The sequence below is a fragment of the Limnospira sp. PMC 289.06 genome (assembly GCF_032350395.1).
GTDB lineage: Bacteria > Cyanobacteriota > Cyanobacteriia > Cyanobacteriales > Microcoleaceae > Limnospira > Limnospira platensis.
The window spans coordinates 1-309 of record NZ_JARPLC010000557.1 but is presented as its reverse complement, the minus strand read 5'-3'; the positions used below and the strand labels follow the sequence as shown (position 1 = coordinate 309).

Below are 309 nucleotides of genomic sequence, written 5' to 3'. Positions count from 1 at the left end.
TCCGACTGTAATGGTAGGGATATGCTAACAGGTCACGGTTTGATTGTAAGAATAGAGTCTAGTAGGTGTACAAATGGCGATAGCGAGTTTAAAGAAAGGGTTTGGGAAACCAAAACTAATCAAGACTACGAACAACGCATGGAAGGCCATCCCATGGACTAAGGTTCAACGGAAAGTCTTCAAGCTCCAAAAGAGTATATTTCAAGCGGCTAAATCGGGACAAGACGCAAAGGCACGAAGGTGGCAACGTCTACTGGTGAAATCATATTATGCCCGACTCTTAGCAGTGCGACTGTAGGGGCGGGTTCC

General features: G+C 46.0%; 1 protein-coding gene. It reads left to right on the top strand.

The window, feature by feature from the left end; translation table 11 throughout:
* The first annotated feature begins 73 nt into the window (after positions 1-73).
* On the top strand, positions 74-298 hold the full coding sequence (locus tag P5674_RS26255; protein WP_014275535.1) for a reverse transcriptase N-terminal domain-containing protein: 225 nt from the start codon (positions 74-76) through the stop codon (positions 296-298).
* The last annotated feature ends 11 nt before the right edge of the window (positions 299-309 follow it).